The organism is Wolbachia endosymbiont (group B) of Silvanus unidentatus (assembly GCF_964028615.1).
In the GTDB taxonomy this organism is placed as follows: Bacteria; Pseudomonadota; Alphaproteobacteria; order Rickettsiales; family Anaplasmataceae; genus Wolbachia.
The window spans coordinates 849,897-870,231 of the sequence record NZ_OZ034795.1; the positions used below are offsets into that span (position 1 = coordinate 849,897).

At 33.9% G+C, this 20,335-nt stretch carries 13 protein-coding genes; 9 read left to right on the forward strand and 4 right to left on the reverse strand.

The genetic code is table 11. The features are described from left to right. Positions 1–132 precede the first annotated feature (132 nt). From ABWU65_RS03945 to hemA, 8 genes are all read left to right on the forward strand, one after another. Entirely contained in the window at positions 133–1,521 is a 1,389-nt protein-coding gene (locus ABWU65_RS03945; protein WP_007302183.1) for an ankyrin repeat domain-containing protein, read from the forward strand. 132 nt (positions 1,522–1,653) lie between these two features. Continuing rightward, on the forward strand, positions 1,654–2,241 hold the full coding sequence (gene recR / locus ABWU65_RS03950) for a recombination mediator RecR (RefSeq protein WP_264685039.1): 588 nt from the start codon (positions 1,654–1,656) through the stop codon (positions 2,239–2,241). A gap of 118 nt (positions 2,242–2,359) precedes the next feature. Continuing rightward, positions 2,360–3,442, forward strand: a complete 1,083-nt coding sequence (locus tag ABWU65_RS03955; RefSeq protein ID WP_007302185.1) for a hypothetical protein — start codon at positions 2,360–2,362, stop codon at positions 3,440–3,442. A gap of 55 nt (positions 3,443–3,497) precedes the next feature. Then, complete coding sequence (locus tag ABWU65_RS03960) at positions 3,498–4,718, forward strand: P-loop NTPase fold protein (protein WP_007302186.1); 1,221 nt, start codon at positions 3,498–3,500, stop codon at positions 4,716–4,718. Positions 4,719–4,876: 158 nt separating this feature from the next. After that, positions 4,877–6,781: a molecular chaperone HtpG gene (htpG, locus tag ABWU65_RS03965; RefSeq protein ID WP_353280327.1), complete on the forward strand. Its 1,905-nt coding sequence runs from the start codon at positions 4,877–4,879 to the stop codon at positions 6,779–6,781. Positions 6,782–6,819: 38 nt separating this feature from the next. Beyond that, positions 6,820–9,996, forward strand: a complete 3,177-nt coding sequence (locus ABWU65_RS03970; protein WP_353280328.1) for an ankyrin repeat domain-containing protein — start codon at positions 6,820–6,822, stop codon at positions 9,994–9,996. A 150-nt stretch (positions 9,997–10,146) separates the two neighbouring features. Beyond that, on the forward strand, positions 10,147–11,979 hold the full coding sequence (locus ABWU65_RS03975; RefSeq protein WP_264685542.1) for an ankyrin repeat domain-containing protein: 1,833 nt from the start codon (positions 10,147–10,149) through the stop codon (positions 11,977–11,979). 64 nt (positions 11,980–12,043) lie between these two features. After that, positions 12,044–13,240, forward strand: a complete 1,197-nt coding sequence (gene hemA / locus ABWU65_RS03980; RefSeq protein WP_353280639.1) for a 5-aminolevulinate synthase — start codon at positions 12,044–12,046, stop codon at positions 13,238–13,240. 321 nt (positions 13,241–13,561) lie between these two features. Here hemA and ABWU65_RS03985 read toward each other — a convergent pair whose 3' ends face one another. The 3 genes from ABWU65_RS03985 to rimM are packed head-to-tail and all read right to left on the reverse strand — an operon-like array spanning position 13,562 to position 15,381. Continuing rightward, positions 13,562–14,254 carry an inositol monophosphatase family protein gene (locus tag ABWU65_RS03985; RefSeq protein ID WP_007302192.1) on the reverse strand — a complete coding sequence of 231 codons (693 nt, stop codon included), beginning with the start codon at positions 14,252–14,254 and terminating at the stop codon, positions 13,562–13,564. Further along, positions 14,255–14,821, reverse strand: a complete 567-nt coding sequence (gene efp / locus ABWU65_RS03990; protein WP_149168706.1) for an elongation factor P — start codon at positions 14,819–14,821, stop codon at positions 14,255–14,257. 59 nt (positions 14,822–14,880) lie between these two features. Further along, positions 14,881–15,381 carry a ribosome maturation factor RimM gene (gene rimM / locus ABWU65_RS03995; RefSeq protein ID WP_019236768.1) on the reverse strand — a complete coding sequence of 167 codons (501 nt, stop codon included), beginning with the start codon at positions 15,379–15,381 and terminating at the stop codon, positions 14,881–14,883. 97 nt (positions 15,382–15,478) lie between these two features. Here rimM and ABWU65_RS04000 point away from each other — a divergent pair, with 97 nt between their 5' ends. Further along, positions 15,479–19,162 carry a DEAD/DEAH box helicase gene (locus tag ABWU65_RS04000; protein WP_353280329.1) on the forward strand — a complete coding sequence of 1,228 codons (3,684 nt, stop codon included), beginning with the start codon at positions 15,479–15,481 and terminating at the stop codon, positions 19,160–19,162. On the opposite strand, the gene ABWU65_RS04005 is transcribed toward ABWU65_RS04000, so the two are convergent. Beyond that, positions 19,159–20,328, reverse strand: a complete 1,170-nt coding sequence (locus ABWU65_RS04005) for an aspartate aminotransferase family protein (protein WP_052264687.1) — start codon at positions 20,326–20,328, stop codon at positions 19,159–19,161. The two genes, ABWU65_RS04000 and ABWU65_RS04005, sit on opposite strands and share 4 nt — an antisense overlap. Positions 20,329–20,335 lie beyond the last annotated feature (7 nt).

Here is a 20,335-nt window from a genome sequence, read left to right on the forward strand (position 1 = left end):
TAAAAAATTAACACAGAAGTTAGTTTCATAAGTATTTTTATCAAAAACTATTTTAAAAAAATTTAAATAGAGTTGAAAAATTTTAAAGATGAGATACCCTACCTGAAATGCAACTTCTGTAAAAAAAGAAATATGAAAGGTGAAATAAACACTGCAGCAAATTTTCAAGCAGAAGACCTTGAGTCTAAAAATGCTACAGATCTTGATTGTTTAGCTAACTCTCTAAATTCTTTGAATGCAAAGAGTGCTGAGATTAAAGATAAAAGGAACGATGTGCCTTTTTCCAGTAGAAAAAGCAACTCGCATGTTTTAGAACTTTTTTCTAGTGAAAATGTTGAGATTAACATTCCAGATGAAACACCTTGTGCTGCTCGGAGTGAATCAGGTATAGCTGTAATATTTAGAGGTATAGCTGGGTTGTTTAAAGGTAGGAATAGTATGGACGTAACCCTTTATCAATCTAAAGTGCAACGTAGCTCTGCAATTGATTACAGTACTACAGAAAGTATAGGGTTACGGCTACTAAATATCTGTAAAGGAGAAGAAGATATCTCTTTTGATCAAGAGATTAATTTTTTATATAAAGAGGGTTATTTGTATGATGTCTTATTGTTGCAAGACGAGGAGAATCATGACACACCTTTACATGTAGCTATAAAAAGAAATCGTACTTGTTTTGTAGAAAAACTTTTGTGTATTCTTAAGGAACCATACTGTTCAAGTGAGTTTTACAAACGCAAATATTTTGAACATAAGCAAGAGAATGAAAAGCCGCTTTTCAAAGTTATTAATACTAATAACAAGGATGGAAAAGATGCAATTACTCTGGCTATTGAAAGCAATAATTCAGAATGCATTTCAGCTCTTTTTAACTACTTAACTCGTGAAAATATTAACAGAAGAAAAGATGTTGAAAATGAGTACACACCTCTACACGAAGCTATGCTTCTTAACAAAAATGAAGCAATCAAAGAGCTTCTCAAATCAAAGGATATAGATACTGAACTCATAGATAAGGAATCTTACAAAGCATATAATTATGCTAATAACAAAGAGGCCATAGAATTGTTTATTCAGCACTATAGTAGTAAAATTAGTGAGTTGCGTATAAAATTAGAAGATAATAATAAAAAACTAGCACGAATTAAGTGCGTCCTAAACAAAACAAAACTTACTTGTGTATGCTTAGCAGCCTTCGGCTCTTGTTTTAGAATGTATAGAAATTCCCATGACATAATAAATGAAGAAGTGAGTGAAGATATGTTATATTATTCTCTTGCATTGCTTGCCAACACTACAGGTCTAATATTATTTTTTAATTATTTGATCGATACAATACTTTCCAAGTATGAAGAAAAAAATTCTAGTTTGAATAAAGAGTCAGACAGTTATGTAGAAGAAAGAAATATGTTGAAAAATAAATTACGTCATTTTCAAAAAAGAAGTACCGTAGTAACTACGCAAATGTGTGAGATAATTTCAGTTATACCTGAATCAGAGTTAGGTTACAGTAGATTGTGATTACATTAATTTTTTCAAGACAGTTCTAAAAAAAGTGGGAAATCTTTTTCATAGCCAATCAAACTAAGCTTTCTTTACGAAAGGTTTGATGTTATCATTTTATAAACTATATCCTGAATTTATTAAATGAACATTAATATAAAGAATTTAGTTCATGCTTTTTCTAAATTGCCAAGTTTAGGTCCATCATCATCACGAAGATTAGTTATACATTTGCTCCAAAATAAAGAGAAAGTCATGCTACCGCTTGCATCTTTGATTAGAGAGCTAGCGGATCTTATAATAGAGTGCAAAATTTGTGGAAACCTAGATACTAAATCGCCGTGTTCTATTTGTACTAACCCAAAGCGTGACACCAAGTTAATGTGTGTAGTAGAAGAATTGGGTGATCTATGGGCATTTGAAAAAGGGAATATATATTCAGGTATGTATCATGTTTTGGGTGGAAGGCTATCAGCAATAAATGGCATAGGTCCAAAAGAACTGAATCTTGATAACATTCCCAAAAGAGTTACAGAATTTAAAATTGAAGAGGTCATTATTGCAATCAATCCGACATTAGAAGGCCAAGTTACTGCGCAATATATAATTGAATTGCTAAAGAATTCGAATGTAAAAATATCGCGCCTTGCTTGTGGTATACCGATAGGTGGAGAAATTGACTACCTAGATGAAGGGACTCTGAAGATAGCGCTTACTTCAAGACAGGATATTAAATAATATTCCATTTCTTCTGAGCAACATACTTTAAAAATACTGTAACATACTTCAGCCTAGAAACTTGCTTGCTAATTGAAAATATTATACATTTAAATATGGTATTTAAAAATGAGGGGTTATGTTAACTTTTGTACTAGATGGAGTACGTGATACTTATAGTTGGTTAATCAAAAAATCAAGATCAATCGCTCTTGATTTCATTGCGCTATTTAACAAAGAATACGCAGATAGTAAACGAATTGGATACATATTAAAGGATATAAAGATTGACTTAGGACTACAAGTGCCTAATTTAGAAGTGAAAAAATTAAAAGAGTTTGATTTTAAATCAAATGATCTACTCTTAACAAAAAGCGATATTAATTTTCACAATACAGATTTATTAAAGGATATTATTATTAAACCTGATTTCAGCAAAATAATAAGAGAATTAAATCAAGACGAATATGCTCGATATAAGGATCCTGATTTCAGCAAAATAATAAGAGAATTAAATCAAGACGAATATGCTCGATATGAGGATATTATTATTAAGCCTTATTTCAATTTCAGCGAAATAACAAGAAAATTCAATCTAGACGAATACGAATATGCTCGATATAAGGATATTATTATTAAACCTAATTTCAGCAAAATAATAAGAAAATTAAATCAAGACGAATATGTTCGATATATTGATAACCTAAGCTTTATATTTCCATTAATGCTGGTGTATAAAAACTTTGTGCATAGTGACTGGGTATCTGATAAGTATGGTAATTCTGCACTAATAGAATTAATAAAAACTTGTGATAGTAGGAAAATCATGGAGGAAAAAATAGACTTATGGAAGGAAAAAGGAAAGTTAACAATAGATATCAGTTTGGATGCAGGAAGCTTAGCTTATATAAACGGGATGTTTCCTTTAATACAAAAAGCTATTAAAAACAGGAGTTTTATAATTCAAAACTATTCTGGACTCTATGAAAGTGGAATTGAGCAACTAGTAACTGAATTCAAAGATTGTAAAAGTTTAAAGGAAACACAGGAAGTAATAGACGATCTTACACAAAATTACGTGCAATACATGGAAAGATGCATAGAAGAAAAAACAGGAATAAAAACTATCACATATGATCCATGTGGTGTGCTTGATCCTGTAAGTAGCTTGAAAAACATTTCTATTAATGTGTTAGAAAAACATGGATTACTAAGCAAATGATTGTCTGGACCCTTAACTTATAAGATACTATAGTAAAATATAGCATAAGGATCTTATGTGCTTTAAAAAACTTATATCATTAGTAAGATTCAGAAAAAAAGAAGACGAGCAATTACCTAAGGTAATAACTTGGGAGAATGATTGCTTAGGCTATAAACAAGTTGCAAGTAAATTTAGTTCTATAATCAAGACAATTGGTAAGTCTTTTTCTATTGTATCCTTAGAAGGATATGATAAATGGGGTAAGACGTTTTTTTTGAAAGAATGGGTAAAGGATCTAGAGCAGCAAAATGAAATTGCAGCTTATTACAGCGCATGGGATATTAGTGCGCTAGATCAACCATTACCTTCTTTTTTGCATTTCCTGTTTGAGGATCTATTCGCATCATACAAAGTAAAAAGGAGTGTTATACAGCAGTTCAAAAACATAAACCAAGAACTATTTTCTCTCAATACATTAGGAAAGCTGATCAGTAAATCTCCACTTGCTATGCTTTCAGTATTTCTCGATGCTGCAAAAGAGGCTGATAAGAAAGACATTGGTTTTGTCTTGGGTGAGTTAAATCTTCTCCAAAGGAGAAAAGAGAACATTAGAGATTTTAAAATACAACTAGCAGATGTGGTTAATAAAATCAGGAAAGACAAAAACATTTATATAATGGTGGATGATCTTGATATATGTCGCCCTAAATTCATTGTCGATTTTTTAGAATCCATAAAGTACATGCTTGATGTTGAGGGACTGGTTTTCATTATCTCTGTTAGCCAAGATAAGAGTAATGTGCAAAGAGCAATTAGCACAATACTTGGACCAAATTTTAGCCTAAAATCTTTTACTGATCTCTCTTTGCATTTGCCAAAACAGCCAACAGAGCAGTTTATAAGAAAACTGTTTGAAAGTTCTGAATTACCGAAAAAATCAAAGAGCTTAATTATAGATAGCTTTATATTTTATGCAGAAAGCTTCTCATTATCACTGCAGGCAATACAATACTGTATAAGAAGAATAAAGCTATGTTTTTTGAACCATGCAAAAGAAGAATTACTTGATCCGAATTTATTTACATTTTTAGTAATACTACAGTCAGTAAACACTGATTTGTACGAGGAATTATATTCATCACCTCAGAAAGTACTGGAGAAGATTGAGAGTGATTTAATGCCAAATGGTCAAGAAGAATGGAAAAAGCTTAAAATCTCTCTTGAGACTACTTTTAAAAAAAAAGAATCAAAGACTAACAAATCTTTGAAGCAAATAAGAGATATTATATTCTAGCACTTTCTTCTTAATTTGCATGACACAATGGTTGTACTTATTCCAGTTTAGCATTGGAACCATAAGTTGGCCCACATAAATTTTAGCATGTGTGACCTTGAAAGATCGCAGTGCAATACTTAAATTATTAGATTAGTAGGCTAATAATGGAGCTCAAAATGCACAACATACAAGAAACTGAAAGTTTAAAATTTGACGCTGAAGTAGGCAAAGTACTAAATATAGTAATTCATTCACTTTATACTAATAAGGATATTTTCTTGCGTGAGTTAATATCAAATGCATCAGATGCATGTGATAAATTGCGCTATGAATCACAATTAAATGCTGATTTATTAGATTCAAGTGATGAGTTGAAGATTACTATTAGCTCCAGTAAAGATAAGAATGAGCTGTATATAACCGATAATGGAATTGGAATGAACAGACAGGATTTAATAGATAATCTTGGCACGATTGCAAGTTCTGGTACGCAAAAATTCTTGGATGCAATTAAGAATAATAAAGATTCGAGCCAAGCTGTAGAGCTGATTGGAAAGTTTGGTGTTGGTTTTTATTCAAGCTTCATGGTTGCTTCAGAAGTTATAGTAGAATCAAGGAAAGCCGGAGAAGAAGAGTCTTGGGTGTGGAAATCTAAAGGAGATGGAGAGTATTCAATCAGCAAATTAGATGGTCAAATCTCTCGTGGCACAAAAATTACGCTCATCATGCGTCCTGAAGAAAGCGAATTTTTAGACAAATTCCGTATTGAAAACATCGTTACTACTTACTCTGACCACATAAATTTTCCCGTTGAGTTTGTAAATGAAGAAGGAAAAAGTGAAAAATTAAATAGCAAAGCTGCAATTTGGACTAAGCCAAAAAATGACGTTACTCCAGAAGAGCACAACGACTTCTTCCGTGGTGTTGCACATGTGGGCGGTGAGCCTTGGATGATATTTCATAATAAAAATGAAGGTGCAATAGAGTATACGAACTTGCTTTATGTTCCTTCTATCAAGCCTTTTGATTTATTTCATCCAGATAGACGCTGCTCTGTAAAATTGTATGTAAATAAAGTGTTTATCACTGAAGATAATGTGCAGATTATACCGCAGTACTTGCGTTTTTTGAAAGGTGTGGTTGATTCACCGGATTTGCCTCTCAATATCAGCAGAGAAACACTGCAAAATAATCGTGTAGTTGAGCAGATTAGGAAATCTTTAACTAAGCGCATAATATCAGAGCTCGGCAAAAAAGCAAAAGAGAATTTAGAGGAATATACAAAATTCTGGGGCAATTTTGGTGCGGTGTTAAAAGAAGGTCTTTGCGAAGCTATGCCAACTGATGAAAGAGAAGCATTGCTTTCCATTTGCAGATTTCATAGCACCAGTGATGGTAAGCTAGTTAGCATTGATGATTATATAAGCAGAATGAAGCCTGAACAGGAACATATCTACTATCTCACAGGTAATAGTCTCGATTCAGTAAAAAACAGTCCACAACTTGAGGGATTCGTCAGCAAAGGATTGGAAGTGCTTCTATTTGTTGATCCAGTTGATGATTTCTGGACTAGCGTGATTCATGAATATAAAGATCAAAAATTTAAGTCTGTGACCCGCGCTGATGTTGATTTAGAAAAATTTTCTTCAGAAGAAAGCAAGAAAGATGAAGAAAATAAATCAGATGAAAACAAAAGCGAAGAAAACGCGGATTCTATACTCGAATACTTCACCAAGGTTCTTGGAAGCTTAGTAAAAAGTGTAAAGATCTCTAAGAAATTAACCGATAGTCCTGTGTGTCTAGCAGTTGATGAAGGAACTATGGACCTCCGTATGGAGCGTTTTTTACGTGAACAGAAGCAGCTAAATTACCGCACGCCAAAAGTACTTGAAATTAACATTAAGCATCCTTTGATAAGAAACATAATGGAATCTCACGCTAAAAATGGTGAAAATCCAACACTTGGAGATATGATTTACTTATTGTTCTATCAAGCTTGTATAGTGGAAGGTGAAGAGATGGAAGACGTAAGTCTATTTGCTAAAAGGCTCAATAACTTGCTTGGCAAAATTTCTATTTAATGCTATACTTAGTTTAGCTAATAATTAGGGGGTAAAACATGGGGTGGAATTTACTTGGTGGGCTCATGCCGCCAGCAGTAGATACTGCAGAAGAAAGGGAGCGTCGCCATTCCAGAGATTCAGGTGCTGAAGAAGAATTTGAAGTTTTAGAACAAGAAGAAATTAAGGAGCATCGTCATTCTGGAGATTCAGGCAATTGTTCAGAGGTTGAGGAAGGACAAAATACTAACAGAGCAATTGAATTGGAATTTCAGCTAACACAATCTTTGCTAAGTCAAGTAAAGGCAGGTGAGAATAATAGGAATGCAAATTCTGGCAAGCAAGCACAACTTGATTTGGAAAGAATGGATTTTGTAATTAATGGGCAAACAATAAGCAAAGCGTATGTTCACGAGTTATATTGCCAGCACAATCACTTAATTTCGAGTGAAAATGCAAATTACCGCCTGTTTGCTAAGCAAGTTTTCACAGAAATGTTTAAATATGCTAAGGCAGAAACTCCAAATGACAATATATTAGAAGAGTTAATTACTAATTGCAATCAGGCTGGGTATGATGGCTCTTTGTTAATGCAGCTCTCTCCTATATTCTCTAAGCATAAACTAAGCTTGCCTCATGCCAACGATAGAAAGATAAGTATTGTATATAATAGCCAAGGTTCTCTCAATATTCAGTATTGTCCAAGTATGCCTGTTAGAGAACTTGATACAAATAAGGAAATATGCAGGGTTGATGCTATTTTAGAGTTCACCCTTAAGTTTCGAGATAGTAAGGTAGAGTATGAAAACGGCAAAGTAACACTTGCTATTCCTGAACAATTAGAGAATTACAAAGTTGATGGCAAAAGTTTGTTAGATGAAATAAATAGGCATTTCGAAGATGAGGATAATAGAATTACAGAGACTCTTGAGAAAAATATGAATGAAGGACCTAAGTCATTTGCTGCTGAAGACTTGTCTATTACTGAGAGTTCATCTGATAGTAGTGAAGTAGCAAACAAAGTAGTTACTGATCCAGGCATTTTAGGTAATGTTGCGAATGTATTGGTAGGTGTTGCAGAAGTTACAGCAGTTGTAGCAACAGAGTTATTTTGGCCTCAAGATCAGGTTAATATAGAACCAAGGCATAATGAAGAAGAATTTACCATTACCCCTAAAAATTTAACCTTTGATGGATTAATAGACGTTATAAATAAAGCAAAAAATTATGGTGATTATGCAGATTTAGATAAAACTATAAATAATATAGAGGAAAGCGATAGATTTATTACTGATTTAAATTGTGGTAATTTGAAGGATTTTTGCTCTCAACAGCTTAATTTGACTGATCATATGCACAATGTGCTGTTGAATAATAGCTATGATGAAACAAATGGTTATTATAATTATTCAGTAAAAGAGCTTTCACTACTAGCCATTGCAGCTGATGACACACTTGTGGAAAGGTATGCAGAAACGCATAAAAGTATATTATTTACGCAAGATGAAGGTCTCGATAGGCTACTTATTGGTGTTGGTGGACAGCGCTATACTAAGCTTTTATTAGAAGATTTGGAAAAAAATCGAAGTACTATTCTACCTTGGCATAGCATATGTGAAAAACTTCGAAGGGCGTTGTCTATTCGTAATCAAGAATGCGTGAAAGCGGTATTAGATAAATTTAAAGATACTGAAGCCAGGTCTAGAGTTTCTGATATGTCAGAAAAATTTTTGCACTATGCTATACAACAAGATTTTATAGATGTAGCAAAGACTATTATTAATCATAAAATTGCTGATATTAATAGTATAGACAATTCAGGGCATGCACCTTTGCATTGGGCTGTGGCACGTAATAATTTAGAATTAATGGGCTTGCTTATTGGAAATGGCGCTGAGATTGATATTCAAGATGAGAGGCATGGCAGAACAGCTTTACATTGGGCTGCTTACCATGATAAATTTGAAATAGTAAAATTACTTGTAAACAAGGGAGCTGATTGGAACATTCAAGATAGAGATGGCAAAACAGCTTTAGATCTGGTAGGAACGAAAAGTTTATATTTGGTAAGGGAAGAAAACAGGGAAAAATCTTCTAGTGAATCAAAAATCACAAAATTTCTTGAAGGTTTAGATGATAAAACACCTTTGCATTTAAATATTAAAAAAGATCCAGAATCCAAAAATATTGATAATCAACAGCCGCAAAGAAACATTGTTGATAAAGTAGAGAATATTATGAATAATGAAGAGGCTTCAATAGAAGAAGCTATAGGTAATAATTGTGAGGAGGGTAAAATGCCTGGAAATGAAAAAATTATAGGAGAAAAATTGTCTAATGCTGTCGATAGAATCAATCTTACTCGTTTGATACATTTATTAAAGAAATTAGAAGTCAGCACATATGAACCTACTGTACAGAAGCTCTTGGACCAAGCAAATGACAAAATTACAAATTTGGAAGAGGGTGAGCAAAAAGAGGCTCTTGAACAAATAATACTATTTCTTGAAAATGAGCTCAAGCACACTGCTGCTACATTACCAGTAGACAACAATGTAGCAGCTGCTGCAAGTAGCCAAGAAGCTCCTTTGGTAGAGTCTAAAGAAAGCTCACCATCACTGAGTTCTGAGGAGGATGATTTTTCTAAACTTGAAGGTAATAAAAGTGATTGCTCTGCCGGAACTTCCTCAGACTCTAATAGTAATTCTCCATTTGAAAAAATTAGTGAAGAAGGTCATGAAACAAGAATATCTGTAATTGACACAGTGGAAGCTGAAGCAACAGCTAATGGTACTGTTTCTAGTAATTCTGTTCCTTGTACTTTAAGAGTAGAATTAACAAGTGATGATGAAGATGAATTTCTTTCGATTGAAATTGAAGATGTTAATAATGATATTAACGTTAATCAACCTACTGAGCATGTAGAACAAGTTGCTAACGGAAATGGACAGCCAAAAACAGAATTGCCAAGAATTAATGAGCAAAGCAGCAAAAGTGGCCTCAAAAAAAATCCACAAAATACAAAGAAGTATGTTGTAGCTGCTTCTGCGCTTGCAATAGCCGGTATTGTTTCAGGGGTGGCTGTTGCAGTTTACTTGGAAATGTTAGCGGTAGGAATAGCAGTTGCAGCTTGTTGTCTTATTGCAGCTACAGTTACATACTGCTGTAGACCTAAAAGCTTAATTGAGAATGGTGAGCCTGCAGAGATTGTGTTCAAGGAAAGGTCTGTATACTAAATATAGTAGTCTATTATTTAATAATTTATTATAATTATATTGATTATTAATAGATAAAAACTTGGTAGACTACGAAGAGATGCTTGCTAAGTTGACAAAATTGCCATTTAATGCTACACTTAGCTTAGCTACTAATTAGTGAGGAAAAACATGTTAGGTTCAGATTTTGTATCACAGGAATCAAACAAAATTTTAAAGAAATCAGATTCTAGGGATTCGGGAACTGAAGAAGGGTTTGAAATTTTAGAACGAGAGGAAAAAGAGCGCCGTCGTTCTGAGGATTCAGGTAATGAAAGTCAAGAGGAATCTGGCGTTAATAATTCTGATACTAAATCTAGTGCAGTAACTACGTTAGAATTTCAGCTAACACAATCTCTGCTGGGTCAAGTAAAGGCAGATGAGAATAATGAAGATGTAAAGTCTGGTAACACAGCTTATCAAGACCTATATAGAACGGATTTTTTTGTAATCAATGATCGCACTATAGATAATAGTTTCATTAAAGGGTTATATGATAAATATAATGAGGGAGATGATAAACGTCTGTTTGCAAAGTATGTTTTTACGGAAATTTTTAAACATGCTAAAGCAGAGGTTCCAAATGACTATATACTGGAAGAGTTAATTACTAGTTGCAATCAAGCTGGGTATGATGGCTCTTTGTTAATGCAGCTCTCTCCTATATTCTCTAAGCATAAACTAATCTTGCCTCATGCCAATGATAGAAAGATAAGTATTGTATATAATAGCCAAGGTTCTCTCAATGTTCAGTATTGTCCAAGTATGCCTGTCAGGAAACTTGATACAAATAGGGAAATATGCAGGGTTGATGCTATTTTAGAGTTCACACTTAAATTTCATAATGGTGAAGTAGAGTATGAAAATGGTAAAGTAACACTTATCATTTCTGAGGAATTAAAAGCTGGTAGGGAAAGTTTACTAGACGATATTAATGAACGTTTCACAGATTATGATAATGATGGATTTATTCATTTACACGTTGCAGCACAAAAAGGTAATGTTGAGCTTGGCAGGCATTTACTAGAATGTGGTGCAAATATTGAGATTAAATCAAAAACAAAAGTAGGTGGTGACACTGCACTTCATTTAGCTGCCAAGAGTGGTCATAAAGATTTTGTGAAGCTTTTACTTGATAATGACGCAAATGTTAATTCAGTAAGCAGTACAGGCAGCAGAGTAACTCCTTTACATGAAGCAGCATATAGTGGACATTCAGATGTTGCAGAATTGCTAATAGAGCGTGGCGCAACAGTTGATGCTAAAGAACGATATAATCTTACTCCTTTGATGTATGCTTCTGCAGAAGGTAATTCGGCAATGGTGGAATTACTTTTAAAAAAAAAGGCAGATCTTTATTTACAACATCATAATGGTGAAACTGCATTGCACTTAGCTGCTGATAATGGTCATTCTGATGTAGTTGCCATTTTGATAGGTGCAGCAAAAGATAAAAAAAAGTATGTTAATACACAAAGTAGGGATATTGGTACTGCGCTACATGTTATAGCTTATAATCGAAAAATAAATGAAGGGCATAAAAAATCTGCAAAATTGCTAATAGACAATGGTACAAGCCCGTATTTAGAAAACGATCCAATTATTAATAAACCATCAGATACTCTTTTGAAAGGAAGCTCTTTAGATATGGCAAAAAAGCGAGGAAATAAGGGATTTTTGGAATTTATGTCATCTTTAGGCTATTCAGCAACCGTACCAAGCAATTCAAAGAATGATCCACAAAACACAAAAAAGTATGTCGTAGCTGCTTCTGCGCTTGCAATAACTGTTATTGCCTTAGGAGCAGCTGTTGCAGTTTACTTGGAAATGTTAGCAATAGGAATAGCAGTTGCAGTTTGTTGTCTTATTGCAGCTACAATTACGTACTGCTATAGGCCTAAAAGCTTAGTTGAGGATAATCAGGTCACAAAGGTTATGCAGACAGAAGAATGTCAGTCTAAGTAATAAATATAGTAGTCTATCATTTAATAATTTATTATAATTATATTGATTGTTAATAGATAAAAACTTGGTAGACTACGAAAAAATATTCTTAAATAAAATCAAAGATATAAAAGAAGAAGGGCGCTATCGTGAATTTACGCATTTTGCGTCATTACCTGGCAAACTTCCCTATATTATGGATTATGAAAGAAATAGAGAGGTTATTGTCTGGTGCAGTAATAATTATCTGGGAATGTCACAAAACGATAGTGTCATTGCTGCTATTCAAAATTCATCTGTTGGTGCTGGAGGAACAAGAAATATATCAGGTACAACAAAGGAAGTTGTTGAGCTCGAGAAATCTTTGGCTGACTTGCATCAAAAAGAAGCTGCTTTAACTTTTGCTTGTGGCTATCTTGCCAACCAAACTACACTTAGTACTTTATCGTCTGTTATTCCGGGCGTGGTAATTTTTTCAGATGAGAAAAACCATTCTTCAATGATAGAAGGTATAAAATCAGGAAAAAGACCGAAGCACATATTTAGGCATAATGATGTTGATCACTTAGAGCAGTTGCTAAAGTCTATAGATATAAAAACGCCGAAAATAATAGCACTTGAATCTGTATACTCAATGGATGGTGATGTAGCACCGCTTGAAGCGATATGTGATCTAGCAGATCAGTATAATGCAATTACCTATTTGGATGAGGTACACGCAGTTGGCATGTATGGACCGCGCGGTGGCGGAATTGCAGAAAGAGAAGGTTTGATGGATAGAATAACTGTTATTCAGGGTACATTATCAAAGGCTTTTGGAGTGATGGGTGGATATATAGCGTCTTCAAAGAGCTTGGTGGATGTAATAAGAAGTTCAGCCCCAGGATTTATTTTTACTACTGCTATGTCGCCCGTTTTAGCAGCAGCAGCAAAGGCAAGCGTTGAGCATCTAAAATCAAGCAACATTGAAAGAGAAAAGCAGAAGCAGGTGGTTGAGAAAGTAAAAGACTCACTGAGAAATGCAGGAGTGAATTTTATGCAAACAGAAACTCATATAATTCCAATCATAATTGGCAATCCTGAGTTGTCCAAAAAAGCATCAAAATTGTTATTTGATGAGTATGGAATATATGTACAACATATAAATTACCCAACAGTTTCAAAGGGGACTGAGCGCTTCCGTATTACTCCTACGCCTTACCATACAAATGAAATGATAGAGCATTTAACAAAATCTCTTGTAAAAGTTTTTGAGAAATTATCTGTTTGTGTCTGTTGTTGAGTTTAAAGTTGCCAAGAATAAGGTATCTATTTAAAAGCATGGTTAATGTACAAAATCAGTGCTTTATTTCTTGTCATGAAAGTAGCTAACACTGGGATCTATAGCTCACACAGGTAAAGTTTACTCTTTTGTCATCCTATGGCTTGACCATAGGATCCAGTCTAAACAATCTGGATTCTAGTGTCACGTGCTGGAATGACACCTATTTGTTCCTATAGTTGTCTTTTCTCGTCTATCTTATTTTGCCACCCTGCTGCAATGAGGGGTAGGTAAGACCATTTATTATTTTCACTACGTGACTTTTGCTCTTTTGAATGAACTTTAGTTTATATCTCCAGCAATGACAAGCGCGTTATCTTCCCTTAATCTCCCACCGCTTTCTTGCAGAAAAAGCCTACCGAGTGAAGTTTTATATTTATTAATTCCAGAGTAAATTATTCCATTGTATCTTCCGGCAGCAAGATATGCAAAACCTAGTACCGTTGAGCCAAGGGAGCGTAGATTATTATTGTCAAGTGGTAATTTATTTAACAAATTACCACTTATGTCTATTATTCCCCCTTCACGAGCTTTCATCCGCATTTTTACATGGCGAGATTTGAAATCTTCAAGAAAAGCTCCTTTCTTTTCCTCTGCCCAGAAAGTTTCTCTAAGCGCTGGAGCATCAATCACAGCTGCTACAACTCTGTTTTTATGAATGAGACAAACTGATACTGCAAAATAAACCATACAACTAAAAAGGTTTTCCTTGCCTTCTATAGGCATAATAAACCAAGTATAACCGCCGTCTTTTAGATCTTGGCCCACATCGTCTTCAAAAATAAAGTCATAGTTCTGGTTGTAGTTTTTCAAGCAATCGTATATAAGTTGCTTGGATTTTGAATAAGTTTTATTGATAAAGTCTGCTGACTTAACGCTTGAAATTTGCAATTCATTAAAATCACGTATAAGCTGCTTGGAGGCACTGCGTACAGAATCAAGCATCACATTGATTCGTGGTGATGAAATTGCCATTTACTCTTTCACTCTTTCGTAATAGCTGTTATCAGGAGTATGTACTACAATTTTATCACCTTCTTTTATAAATTGAGGCACGTTAACGCGTATTCCGTTTTCCAAAATTGCAGGCTTATAAGAAGCAGTAACAGTCTGCCCTTTGATAACAGACTCTGTTTCTTTTACAGTTAGTGTAACGTGATCAGGCACATGTGCAGAAATTATTTTATCTTGATAAGTTACTACTTTAATTTTCATATTATCTTGCAAATAAGACTTCTTTTCTCCTAATAAGTCTAAATTTATAACAATCTGCTCGTAATTACTTGGATGCATAAGATTTACGATATTCCCTTCAGTAAAGAGATAAACATATTCCTCTTCATCTAAAATTGCCCTTCTGATTGTTGCATCAGAGCGAAACCTCTCATAGTACTTTGCTCCTGTTTGGATATTTTTCATTTCAGCTTGTATATATGCACCACCCTTACCAGGTTGAGTATGCATAATACTTATAACCGAAAACAATCCACCGTTATGTTCTAGTACCTGACCTGGCCTGATATCATTAGCCCTTTCTGCCATAATTACACTTTTAATTTGGTCTGATTATTATAAATAACTTTATACAAATATCAAAATTTTTATTGGCCAATGAATTCTGGCATGTTGATTACTATATACCTTTCCTTCATGTTGATGTATGGAAATACTTCTTTAGTAAAAGATAACATAATGTTTTTTTTTGTGCTGATAACCAAAATTTCTAATATATCCCCCGAGCCGAAATTATTCACAGACTTCACATAGCCATATAATTCATTACTCTCTAGTCTTACTTCCATATTCACAAGATCATCTTGGTAAAATTCATCCTCATCATTTAACTGTGGTAGCTTATCTCTTTCTATATATAACTTTTTATTTCTTAAAAGCTCTGCTTCATTACGGGAATTCACACCGCTAATTGTTGCTATTACTAAATTATTACTGACAACAGACACCAAGCTTATTTTATAATTTTCACTTCCGCTTATTAGTTCACCATATAGGAAAATATTTTCGGGCTTTTCAGTAAAGGTTTTTATCTTAACAGCTCCTTTGATTCCATGGGGAGAAGTAATTATTCCGAGGCATATATTCATATTAATATGATAGTTGAAATCAGCTTTTTGTCCATAGAATTGACAATTTACTGAATTAACATACAATTAATATTGTAATAATTATAGCGGGTAATGTGTGAGTTCTATCAGTAATCAAGAAAGGCAAAGTATTATAAGTAGCTTAGAAAAAATCAACTGCAAGCTAAAAGGTGAATCTATAAAACTTGATGATACAAAGGAATCTATAATAGTAGCACGTCGTAAACCTGTTGTTGAAGGGGTATTAGAACATCTACGCAACCCTTCTACTACTAACTGTAATGTTATGATCGATGCAGAAACTGGATTTGGTAAGACTTACGACATTGGAATACTGAGTCATGTACTAACCCAAGCAGGATTTCATCATCTGGTTGCAGTACCAAACAGTGATCTAGTAAACCAAGCTAAAAAAATGATGAGTAGTGCATTTACTGTAAACATTAGGACACCCAAAACTGCTGAGGAAATTAAAAATGCACTGCAGGAAACTGAACCTACAATAATTATAATAACACATGACCTGCTATTACAGCAAGAAAATGATCGGAAATTAAAAGACCAAAATACCAAGTTGTGGATTAGTGTTGATGAAGCAGACAGTATTAATAAGCAGCAGGATTTTGAGAACATGTGCAAGCTTGATGAGAAATATCCTACGACTTACCTCACTGCAACACCAAAGAGAAGGATTTTAAATAGATGCGGAAAAGTTATCAGCCCGACAAGATTGAGTAGACGTTGTATTGCAAACGCCATCGAAACAGCAAGTGTTATTGCAAAAACCAATAGGAGAACAAATTTCACTCTAGCATTTGTAGTGAATATTGCTGTTACTATAATACCTATGATTACATTATTTCCTGTTATAAATAGTAATGTTGCTGCTGTAATTGGTCTAACTTCAGATTATTGGCTGTATTCTGCTTTGATTGGAAACTTATATTATACAATTTCTATGTTTATATTTGGTATAGTAATGTTGCCAATTTGGTGGGTACTAACTAAAGCAACTGGTGTAGAGTCAAAAGAACTGCTTTCTAGATTTCTTGCTAACGTGCGTAGCTTATTTACTAGAGAAAAATCGAGCCCAGCTTATGAATATGTTGAAGAGAGCGAAGAAGTTTTTAATTACAATAAGCTTGTTGATACCGATGATTTATTAACTTCTATAAGATGGAATGTGCAAAGCCCAATTGGAGAAAGTGCTCTGCTTTTAGCTGATGATGTAAATAGTATAGTTAATCTTAACTTTGCGTTGCAGGGTAGAGATAATTTAGTATATGAAGGTAGTACACGTTATGAAGTGTATAATAAATTTCAGCCTGAAGGGATTTCTTATCAAGACTATAGGCTCAAGTTACGCGAAGCGAACTTTATAAGCTGCGTTAAAAAGCAACATCCTAGTTTGACAGAAGAGCAGATATCTGAATTAAAAGAAAAGGTGGATTTCAGTAGTACTGCTGAATATCTAAAATATAGAGTAATGCATTCAATGATCGATCTTACTCTCTTATATTTAATGAAGTGTGATAATATTACCTTAGATAAAAAAAGAAGAGAAGGTTTGATTGGATTGATAGAAGATGTTAAAAAGAATGTTAGCACCACTAATGATAATAATATTATAAGCTACCTAGAGGAAAAAGGCTTTAGTGAGCAATTTGCTAGAGATGAGCTCTTACTGCAAATAAAGACAGTAATTGAAGCACTGAGTAAAAGTGATAATGAGCAATGCAGCTTAATAGTTGATAATTGGCGCTTAAGCAAAGAGCTCCATGACCTCATGGAAAGAGAGGAAGGTATACTACATAGTCTCATTGATTTCTGCAAACAAAATAAATGTATCTTTGCAGGAATTGGGAAAAATGATCTTGATATTGGAGAAAACAGACTCTTTTCAGCGATAATACGTAATCAGATAGGTGGATATCGAACTCTTTATTGTGATTATGAAAAAAGAGATTTTGATTCATTGGCTAAATATGCGTTGACAACGGTTATAGATGGATCGAAAGGTCGTGGATTTGATAGTGAATATAATCATGTTGCATCAATATTTGCAGATTCGGTTAGTCAGTTCAATAATCCATCTGAAGCCCTACAGAATCTTGGAAGAAATAGAGAACGTAATGAGAGCAGACAATCATGGTTTTTCGCTGCTGCAGGTGAAGAAGTTGAGCTATTTGTGAATAAGATCTTAGCAAATTTTAAAAAGGAACCACAGAAATTTTGTCAGAAAGTTTTGTTTCCAGCTACTAATAAATACAATAAGTTGCTAAAAAATAGAATGGGAGAAGAACTTGGAAGAAAAATAGAAATCTATATTAGTAAAAATATTGATGCATTAGGAAATATTGATGATTCACCTCTGAAGAAGTTTTCTAGTGATTTGATAAAAGAAACGTATGAAAAAGTTCATGATATAAATGATTTTGATGTCAAAAAGACAGAACAAGATTTACATAGGATTTTAAAAAGTACAGAGGCATACCTTCGTTCATATGAGAACAGAATTAAAAACAACGGTAAATTATCTTGCACACGCTCAGCTTTATTTTCTGTGGGGAGTGCTATAACAAAGGTAATGTATTATCTTTGGGCAGGGTTTGACTATTTAGTCTTTTTGGCTAAAGCGTACAATATAGATAAATCTGGAGATACCAGTGCAAGAGCGTATGTACACATAATAAGAAACTGTCACTGTGAAAGTAGTGTGAAGGCGCAAAATGTATTGGTCCATGCATTAGAAATTGCCAAAGAACATGACAGCAGTTTCAAAAGAAATAGTTTGTACGAAGGCAATGAGGATAGATGTAAAGAAAAAATCATCTCATATTTTCAATCCAAGCAATATATACGTGCATTAGATAGAACAATTGCTCAAATTGAAAATGAACACTTAGCAGCAATTTTGAAAGCTGTAGGCTACAGAGGTGATACTGATAAAATGGCACAAGAAATTAAAGATTTTTTATCTGATTTAAAGAAATTAGACTGTGTGAAATTTAGAGAAAAGTATTATCAAGGAGATTTATATCAAGAAAGCAAATTATGCAAGATCAATGATCGAATTAGTATGGTAATTAATGAAATTGTAAGGTGCCATAAGTGGCGTCATGGAGTAAAGCGCTATGATCGAACTCCCTTGCTTACAAAGGTGAAGTCGGTACCACAGTTAGAAAATAGCCATACTATTTTTAGAGCAAGGGTTAATAATGATCTTCGTAAGTTATGTAATGAAAACTTTAGCAAACGCTCTAAAGAAAGGATATACTTAGGTGAAGCTATGCTATTCGTTGGGTTTTGGGCTTCTATGATCCTTATAGGTAAAATATCATTAGGCGAGAACATGCCATTGCCTTTACTTTGTGGTTTTATAGTATTTGGACCACTAGCACTTTTGTGTGGTGCATTGTTATGTGAAATAACGACCTATTTAGTGAGAGGAGCATTTTTTATTTTTGGAGTGCCAATTCTTTTAGGAGAACTGTCTAAATGTGTTTTGAGAAACGGCTCAATGAAAAGTTTGTTAGATATAACATTATCGCTTGGTAACTCGGCTTTTCTCAATATTCCGAAAGACATCGTGCAATCGTTTATATTTGAGGATATAACAAAATTTGACTCACTAAGTGATATAAATGAGCTTACACTGATAAGAGAACAGGAAAAGGCAAAGTGTACAAATGAAGTAGCTGATAAAGTTGTATCTACTGCTTTATCTGCAATTTTGATACAGCCAACAACTAGTGAGCAGGAAGGTTTAGTTTTTAACTAGAACTTTTCAGATAAATACTGAGTGAGGATTTCAATGCCTTCATCAATCTCTTTTTCAGTGATAATGAGTGGAGGCAAGATTCTTACAACGTTATCTGATGTTACTCCAACAGTGAGTAAACCACGGTGACTTAGCTCTTCTGCAAATTTTTGGTTATTCATTTTTACTTTTATTCCTAGCATCAACCCTTTTCCTCTCACTTCTTCTATCATTGGAAACTTGCTTGCTAAGTCCTCTAGTTTGTTTTTTAAAGACTTACCTCTAACTTCAACATTTTCTAAGAAGCCAGGGCCGAGCAATTCATCCAATACAGCATTACCTACTGAAGTTGCAAGTGGATTACCACCAAAAGTAGAACCATGCATACCGACCGCCATGTACTTAGCAACCTTTTCAGTTGCAAGACAAGCCCCCAGAGGGAAACCTCCTCCTATTCCTTTTGCAAGAGCACATATGTCAGGCTTAATTCCTATGTGTTCAGATGCAAATAACTTTCCTGTCCTGCCAGCACCGCACTGAACGCAATCAAAAAATAGCAGTATGTCGTTTTCGTTACATAGTTCTCTTAGCTCTTTCATGAAGACTTCACTCATTACTTTAATACCACCTTGTCCCTGTATTGGTTCTATTAATATAACACCTATGCCATTAGAAATTGCTTTCTTTACACTCTCAATATTGGGCTCTATGTTATCACACCAGTCAATATAAGGATTCAGTAATTCAGAAAATTTCTGTCTATCGTTTGTTGCACAAGTTAAAAATGTCCTTCCATGAAATGCACCATGAAATGTTAGAATTCTATAGCGATTTTTATTACCTTTTCCATTTTGATAGGCCCTAGCGATTTTAAGTCCACATTCCACTGCTTCTGATCCAGAATTTGCAAAAAATACAGTATTAGCAAAGCTGTTGTTTATTAAATTTTCTGCAAATTTGTTGGCAGTAGATATATTATAGGTATTTGATATATGCCATAGTTTTTCTCCTTGTAATTTTAGGACATCAGTTAATCGTGGGTTGGCATGACCTAAACTGCTAACAGCTATTCCAGAGTGAAAATCTATATAGCGCTTATTATCGATATCATACAAGTAAATACCTTTGCCATAAGAAAAATTTATGTTAATAGGAGAATAAACTGGCAAGATAGGAGAAATTGTCATAAAAGTA